Source organism: Microbacterium sp. NPDC003461 (assembly GCF_053588335.1).
Window position 1 is genome coordinate 1 of record NZ_JBSFPT010000050.1, and the last position, 6,311, is coordinate 6,311.

The following is a 6,311-nucleotide window of genomic DNA, read 5'->3' on the forward strand; positions in this document are numbered from 1 at the left end:
CCCGCGGCTACCGAAACCGGCACAACTACCGCCTCCGCATGCTCCTCGCCGCCGGCGGCCTCACCCCATGACCCCCACCGGAAGTCCGAAGAGCCCCATAACCGCGTGCCCTGTGCTCGCTGATCCCGCAAAGAAGTCCAGCACGATGTCGTCATCCCCTATGCCTGTCATAGTCATGAGCTGACGCAACAGCGACGTCGGCTTGGGATAGTCGAACGCTTCTGCCAAGCCGAGCTGATCCAACTCCGCGTTGGCCTGTAGCACGTCGCCCACAATGTCTCGGGGAAGAATCTTGGTGGGACGAAGCGCCGTCTTCTGATAGTCCTTGCGGTAGTACGGGATAAATGTGTGGGTCTTGATGACGAGAAACACTCCTTTGGCGATCTCGTCGTCGAGGTATTGCTGCGACCACTTGAAACTCCCGGAGATTCGAAACGCCTCAGAGTTGCGGCGATCATGAACCAGCAGATCCGTCTCAAGCCGGACATCACCGACAACACCGGCTTCGTAACGCCCGTCAGGCAGGTTCACTACCAGGCTTCCTGGCGGGAACTCAAGCGTTCGGACGGCATTGTTGTTCTGGGTGAGCGATGCCTCTCCTTGGGGATCCTCGTAGCGCTCAACGAACTCGGTGGAATCACTTGCGCGGCGCGAGAAACAAGCAACATACTCGGCGTTCCTTCGAACGCGGCGAGACATGTTAGAGGGGCGGAAGATGCTCTGCCAAACGAAGGTTTCGACGTGACACTCCTCACCGAATATCTCGCACATCATTCGAATCAGATGGCCAACCTCGGTGTCGCTAATACGGCTCTTCGGAATTAGGGGTGTAGTTGGGGTCTGAATCCTCCGGCTTCGAGCAGGCTTCTTGCGATGTAGTTCGTGAGGTTCCGGAAGCCGAGCGCGGAGCCGCGGAGGTGTTCAAGTCGTCCGTTGATCGCCTCCGTTGGGCCGTTCGAGGTGCCGGGCCGATCGAAGAACGCGAGCACGTCGGCGGCGCGCTGCTTGAGGGTGCGGCCGAGCTTGCGGATCTCGACGAGCGCGGCAGGAACCCCGGTGCTGACCGCGTCGATCAGGGTCTGCATCATCTGCTTGCCATTCTTCTTGTCGGGTTCGCGATACGCGGCGATCATGCGCTGGTAGATGCCCCAGGTCGCTTCGACCTCGACGTGCTCCTCGGTCGCGAACAGCGCCTCCAGCCGAGCGCGTTGCCGGTCGGTGAGTAGCTTGTCGCCGGTGTGCAGGGTGCGGCGCGCCTGATAGAGCGGGTCGCCCTTCATCCCGCGGTGTCCGTGTAGATCCTGCTGAACGCGGCGGCGACACACATCGAGCGCATCGCCGGCGAGACGGACCACATGGAACGGATCCATCACCGGGACCGCGTCGGGCAGCTCTTCGGCGGCGGCCGTCTTGAAGCCGCTGAACCCGTCCATCGCGACCACCTCGATCCGCTTGGACCACTCCTTGGGCCGTGCCGCGAGCCACTGCTTGAACACGGCCTTCGAACGGCCCCCGACCATGTCCAGCAGCTGGGCCGGGCCTGTCTTCTCGCGGGCGGGCGTGAGGTCGATGATCACGGTCACGTACTTGTCGCCGTACCGGGTGTGACGCCAGACATGCTCATCGACGCCCAGGGTCGTGACCCCGTCGAACCGGCCGGGAGCGTCGATCAGACGACGCCGACCCTCGGCGAGAATCGCACTGTTCGCGGTATGCCAGGACACCCCCAGACCGGCCGCGGCGCGGGTCACCGTGAGATGGTCGACCACGATCGCCGTCAGCGCCCACCCGAGCCCGCCACGCGAGATCTTCGCCCGCGGCGCGGCGGCCTTCGTGGTGTCCTGCCGCCACGTCTTCCCGCAGTGCGCGCACCGGTAGCGGCGCACCCGGACCAGCAGTGTCGTGGGCCGGTGCCCGAACGGCTCATGCGCGAGCCGACGCACCACGGTGTCTCTCGGGACGCCTTCCGCGCCGCACTTCCGGCACCAGGGATCGTTCTCGACGACGCGGCACTCGATCACCGCCCGATCCGCCTCGAGATGTTGACCTACAGCCTCGAGGCCGAGCTCGTCGAGACGGCAGAACGTGGTCAGGCAGGGCGCGGCGAAGGTAGTTTGGAGCACGTCGAGGTCTTTCGGATGGGCAGTGTAGGAACTTCCATCCTGGAAGACCTCGACGCCTATCCGGCAATCGACCCGCGAACCTCGACTACACCCTCAACTGCGAAGAGCCGATTTTCCGTGAGCTACAGGTACCGGCAGACCTGGTCCGCGCTGCACGAGTCGGGGTCGGGCTGCGCGGCGTCGTGCCTGAGCTCGGCGATGGTGTCTCGGAGCGCTGTGAGCTGGGCGATCTGCTGCTCGATCTCGGCGAGGCGCGCGTCGAGGAGGTCGCGCACGTGCTCGCAGGGAGCAGCGCCGTCGTCGCGGATGTCGAGGATCTGGCGGATCTGGGCGAGGGTGAGGCCCGCGGCCTGGCCGCGGTGGACGAAGTCGATCCGGGCGGCCGTCTCGGGCGCGTAGTCGCGGTATCCGGACGGCGTGCGCTCGGCCGGGGGCAGCAGGCCCTGCTCCTCGTAGAACCGCAGCGTCTTCGCCGTCGTTCCCGCCCGCTCGGCGAGTTCCCCGATGCGCATCGCAGGCCCCCTTTTCTTTCGGCAGAAGCCTTCTTGACCTTCCCCTGCACTGGAAGGTCCAGTATGGCCGAGAAAGAAGAGAAACCCAAGTGACGGGAGCTGCGATGCCCACGAAGTACGACCTCGCCATCATCGGATCGGGCGGTGGTGCGTTCGCCGCCGCGATCCGCGCGACCACACTCGGCAAGTCGGTGGTGATGATCGAGCGCGGGACGCTCGGTGGCACCTGCGTGAACACCGGCTGCGTGCCGTCGAAGGCCCTGATCGCCGCGGCCGACGCACGGCACTCCGCGGCCGACGCCGCCGACCGGTTCCCGGGGATCGCGACGACGGCGGGGCCAGTGGACATGCCCGCCCTGATCGCCGGGAAGCAGGCGCTGGTCGAGTCGCTGCGGGGCGAGAAGTACGCCGACGTCGCCGACTCCTACGGGTGGGCCGTCCGCCGCGGCGACGCCGCGTTCGCCGGCACCCCTGACGCTCCGGTCCTCCAGGTCGCCGGGGACGGCGGGAGCACCGAGACGATCGAGGCCGGGCACTACCTGGTCGCGACCGGCTCTCGGCCGTGGGCCCCGCCGATCGACGGCCTGGACGAGACCGGGTACCTGACCTCGACCACGGCGATGGAGCTGACCGAACTCCCTGAGTCCCTGCTCGTGCTCGGCGGCGGCTACGTCGCCCTGGAGCAGGCGCAGCTGTTCGCCCGGCTCGGCTCCCAGGTCACCGTGCTGGTCCGGTCCCGGCTCGCGTCGAAGGAGGAGCCGGAGGTGTCCAGGACGCTGCAGGAGGTGTTCGCCGACGAGGGCATCCGGGTGGTCCGCCGCGCGCTGCCGACGCGGGTGTCCCGCGACGCCGCGACCGGGCAGGCCGTCGTCACCGCGGACGTCGCCGGCGGCCGGGAGGAGTTCCGCGCCGACCAGGTGCTCGTCGCCCTCGGACGACGACCGGCCACCGATGGGCTCGGCCTCGACAGTGTCGGGGTCAAGACCGGGGACCTCGGCGAGGTGGTCGTCTCCGACCGGATGCAGTCCTCCCACCCGCGGATCTGGGCCGCGGGCGACGTGACCGGCCACCCCGAGTTCGTCTACGTCGCCGCCCACCACGGCACCCTCGTCGCCGAGAACGCGTTCGCCGACGCCGATCGGGCCGTGGACTACGCCCGACTGCCGAGGGTGACGTTCACCGGCCCGGCGATCGGCGCGGTCGGGATGACCGAGAAGGACGTCGTCGCCGCCGGGATCCGCTGCGACTGCCGCGTCCTGCCCCTGCACCACGTGCCCCGCGCACTGGTCAACCGCGACACCCGCGGCTTCGTCAAGATCGTCGTGGACGCCGACACCGGGAAGATCCTCGGCATCACCGCCGTCGCCAAGGACGCCGGCGAGCTCGCCGCCGCCGGGGTCCACGTGCTCGGCAAGACGGTCGCCGAGGTCGCCGACGCCTGGGCCCCCTACCTGACCATGGCCGAGGGCATCCGGATCGCCGCCAAGGCCTTCACCACCGACCCGTCGCTCCTGTCGTGCTGCGCGTGAACGAACTGGAGGAACCCACGATGTCTGACCTCAGCATGCAACTGCCCGAGCGGCTCAGCCGACTGGGAGAGACCGGCCTGCTCATCCCGCTGCTGCGGCTGCTCGCCGACGGTGACCCCGTCACCGTCCAACAGCTGTCCGTGGCTGCGGGCCGCACGATCGACGAGGTACGGCTCGGACTGGCCGCGATGCAGGACACCGAGTACGACGACCAGGGCCGAATCGTCGGCCAGGGCCTCACGCTGCGCCCTACACCGCACCGGTTCACCGTCGACGGTGAGGAGCTCTACACCTGGTGCGCCCTGGACACCCTCATCTTCCCGGCCCTCCTCGATCGCCCAGCGCGCGTGGAGTCCGTCTCCCCGGCCAGCGGAGAGACGATCCGCGTCACCATCGATCCGGTTGCCGGTGTCACCGGCGTCACACCCCCGAGCGCCGTGGTGTCGCTGGTGAACCTGGAGCAGATCACCTCGATCCGCTCGGCCTTCTGCAACCAGGTGCACTATTTCGCCTCCGTCGACGACGCCACCGGGTGGCTCTCTGAGCATCCCGGTGCCGAGGTGGTGTCGGTGGCCGAGGCCTACCGGATCGGCAACGAGCTCACAACGAGCCTGCTCGACCTGCTTCAGGACGACACCCCGGTGGCCGACGACTGTCCCCGCTGCTGTTGACCCGCGACACAGAAGGATTCGAGAACGCTATGACCTCCAAACACGACGACCGAACGCGAGGCGGTGGCCTACTCCTGGGAGCCGGTGCCGTGCTCCTCATGACGATCTGCTGCGCGCTGCCCGTGCTCATCGCCGGCGGAATGCTTACTGGCATCGGCGGGCTCCTTCTCGGCAACCCGTGGGTGATCGGCGTGGGCATTGCGCTCCTCGCGATCGTGCTGCTGCTGCCGGCCGGCATCCACCTGCCGCTTGAGCCGTTCCGGCAACCGCACGAGGATCGCGGGATCGCCCAACTGATGGCGGACGTCCAGCGCAAGGCCGGCCGCGAGGCCCTCGGCCTCGGCTGGGGCGGAATGCGGCCTGGCCCGTCGTGGCAGATGAAGCGCGACATGCTCACCCCGCGCGCCACAACCCACTGGAATGAGCTCGTCACCGCGCGAGCCTGACGACGCGATACGCGAATCCCGTAACGCGATCCACGTATCGTCAGGCGGTCAGTCCCGACGCACCGACAGCAGCTGCCAGCCACCCTCGAGCTGCGCACGGAGGCCGGCCAGATCCTCCGCCTGGATCTCTCGGAGCTCGCCCCATCGAGAGATGCGCCCCGTCGCGGTCAGCATGGTCGAGCCCTTCGGCATCGACACCTTCTGCTGCACGAGCTCCCACCCGTCCGGCGTCTGCGCCTGCAGCGCGCGGCTGATCGCTTCGAGCGACTCGCCCTCTGCCGTCAGATCGGCCGTCTCGGTGGGGCGAATGACTCCGATCAGCACACCAACCACTCTAGAAGCCGGTCTCACCGGGCCGGTACGATGAGGCAAGGCGCCCAGCTGGACGGTCCATGACCTCCGAGATTCTGATGACCTGACAATCGTCGAATCAGCTGGGCGCCTTTCTCATGCCGGGGTCTCGCTGTCCGATGCTCCCCGCCTTGCTCACCCATGAGAGGCAGAGAGATCGGAGACTCACCATGGCACGCAGGAAGACAGCCACCTCAGCGATCGCGATCATCATCGCCGCGGCCGCCGCCGGCCTCCTCGCCCTCGGCGGTTGGGCGCCTTCGGAGACCGGCGCCGTCCCGGAGCACTCGAGCACTCCGCGCCCTCCCGTCACATCCAGCCCCGAACCGACCGCATCGGCGCCGAGCACTGACGCCGATCCTTTTTCGGACGGGGCCGCGCTTGCAGCGCAGCTGCCGGTGATCGACCCGGCGGAGGCCGCTCAGGTGCCGGAGTACCGGCGCGAGACCTTCGGCGATCGCTGGGCGGATGTCGACGGAAACGGCTGCGACCAGCGGAACGACGTCCTCGCACGCGACCTGGTCGACGTGATCCTCGATGACGACGGCTGCACCGTCCTGTCGGGTGTGCTCCTCGACGACCCGGGCTCTGTTGCAAAGATTGGCGGCAGTCAGAGGTAGGCTGTCGCTCTGCGCCGATCAGGCGGCTGCTGCGAAATGGTGGTTGAGCATGCCCATGG

8 protein-coding genes are annotated in these 6,311 nt (G+C 67.8%); 4 read left to right on the top strand and 4 right to left on the bottom strand.

Translation table 11 applies throughout. From position 1 onward, the window contains the following. Window positions 1-60 precede the first annotated feature (60 nt). The 3 genes from ACWDR7_RS12835 to ACWDR7_RS12845 all read right to left on the bottom strand — a co-directional run bounded on the left by ACWDR7_RS12835 (window position 61) and on the right by ACWDR7_RS12845 (window position 2,635). Complete coding sequence (locus ACWDR7_RS12835; RefSeq protein ID WP_449855295.1) at window positions 61-846, bottom strand: DNA methyltransferase; 786 nt, start codon at window positions 844-846, stop codon at window positions 61-63. Next, window positions 822-2,123: an ISL3 family transposase gene (locus ACWDR7_RS12840; protein ID WP_449855289.1), complete on the bottom strand. Its 1,302-nt coding sequence runs from the start codon at window positions 2,121-2,123 to the stop codon at window positions 822-824. The genes ACWDR7_RS12835 and ACWDR7_RS12840 overlap by 25 nt, the downstream gene beginning before the upstream one ends. A gap of 122 nt (window positions 2,124-2,245) precedes the next feature. Next, window positions 2,246-2,635 carry a heavy metal-responsive transcriptional regulator gene (locus ACWDR7_RS12845; protein WP_449855290.1) on the bottom strand — a complete coding sequence of 130 codons (390 nt, stop codon included), beginning with the start codon at window positions 2,633-2,635 and terminating at the stop codon, window positions 2,246-2,248. A gap of 104 nt (window positions 2,636-2,739) precedes the next feature. On the opposite strand from ACWDR7_RS12845, the gene merA reads away from it, so the two are divergent. Genes merA through ACWDR7_RS12860 form a run of 3 tightly spaced genes read left to right on the top strand, consistent with a single transcriptional unit; the run spans window position 2,740 to window position 5,281 of the window. Further along, window positions 2,740-4,164, top strand: coding sequence for a mercury(II) reductase (gene merA, locus ACWDR7_RS12850; protein WP_449855291.1), 1,425 nt, complete (start codon window positions 2,740-2,742; stop codon window positions 4,162-4,164). Window positions 4,165-4,184: 20 nt separating this feature from the next. Beyond that, the gene (merB, locus tag ACWDR7_RS12855; RefSeq protein ID WP_010155369.1) at window positions 4,185-4,835 is read left to right on the top strand and encodes an organomercurial lyase MerB; all 651 of its coding nucleotides are present in this window, start codon (window positions 4,185-4,187) and stop codon (window positions 4,833-4,835) included. A gap of 29 nt (window positions 4,836-4,864) precedes the next feature. Next, a complete protein-coding gene (locus ACWDR7_RS12860) occupies window positions 4,865-5,281 on the top strand; it encodes a DUF4113 domain-containing protein (RefSeq protein ID WP_449855292.1) in 417 nt (138 codons plus the stop codon). A gap of 48 nt (window positions 5,282-5,329) precedes the next feature. On the opposite strand, the gene ACWDR7_RS12865 is transcribed toward ACWDR7_RS12860, so the two are convergent. Beyond that, the gene (locus tag ACWDR7_RS12865; protein ID WP_449855293.1) at window positions 5,330-5,605 is read right to left on the bottom strand and encodes a hypothetical protein; all 276 of its coding nucleotides are present in this window, start codon (window positions 5,603-5,605) and stop codon (window positions 5,330-5,332) included. 197 nt (window positions 5,606-5,802) lie between these two features. On the opposite strand from ACWDR7_RS12865, the gene ACWDR7_RS12870 reads away from it, so the two are divergent. Further along, window positions 5,803-6,252 (top strand): hypothetical protein, encoded by a 450-nt coding sequence (locus ACWDR7_RS12870; protein WP_449855294.1) that lies wholly within the window; start codon window positions 5,803-5,805, stop codon window positions 6,250-6,252. Window positions 6,253-6,311 lie beyond the last annotated feature (59 nt).

Bases quoted from the DNA above. Each gene is read 5' to 3' on its own strand.
- ACWDR7_RS12845 (WP_449855290.1), bottom strand. From the start codon at position 2,635: ATGCGCATCGGGGAACTCGCCGAGCGGGCGGGAACGACGGCGAAGACG.
- merA (WP_449855291.1), top strand. From the start codon at position 2,740: ATGCCCACGAAGTACGACCTCGCCATCATCGGATCGGGCGGTGGTGCG.
- ACWDR7_RS12860 (WP_449855292.1), top strand. From the start codon at position 4,865: ATGACCTCCAAACACGACGACCGAACGCGAGGCGGTGGCCTACTCCTG.
- ACWDR7_RS12870 (WP_449855294.1), top strand. From the start codon at position 5,803: ATGGCACGCAGGAAGACAGCCACCTCAGCGATCGCGATCATCATCGCC.
- merB (WP_010155369.1), top strand. From the start codon at position 4,185: ATGTCTGACCTCAGCATGCAACTGCCCGAGCGGCTCAGCCGACTGGGA.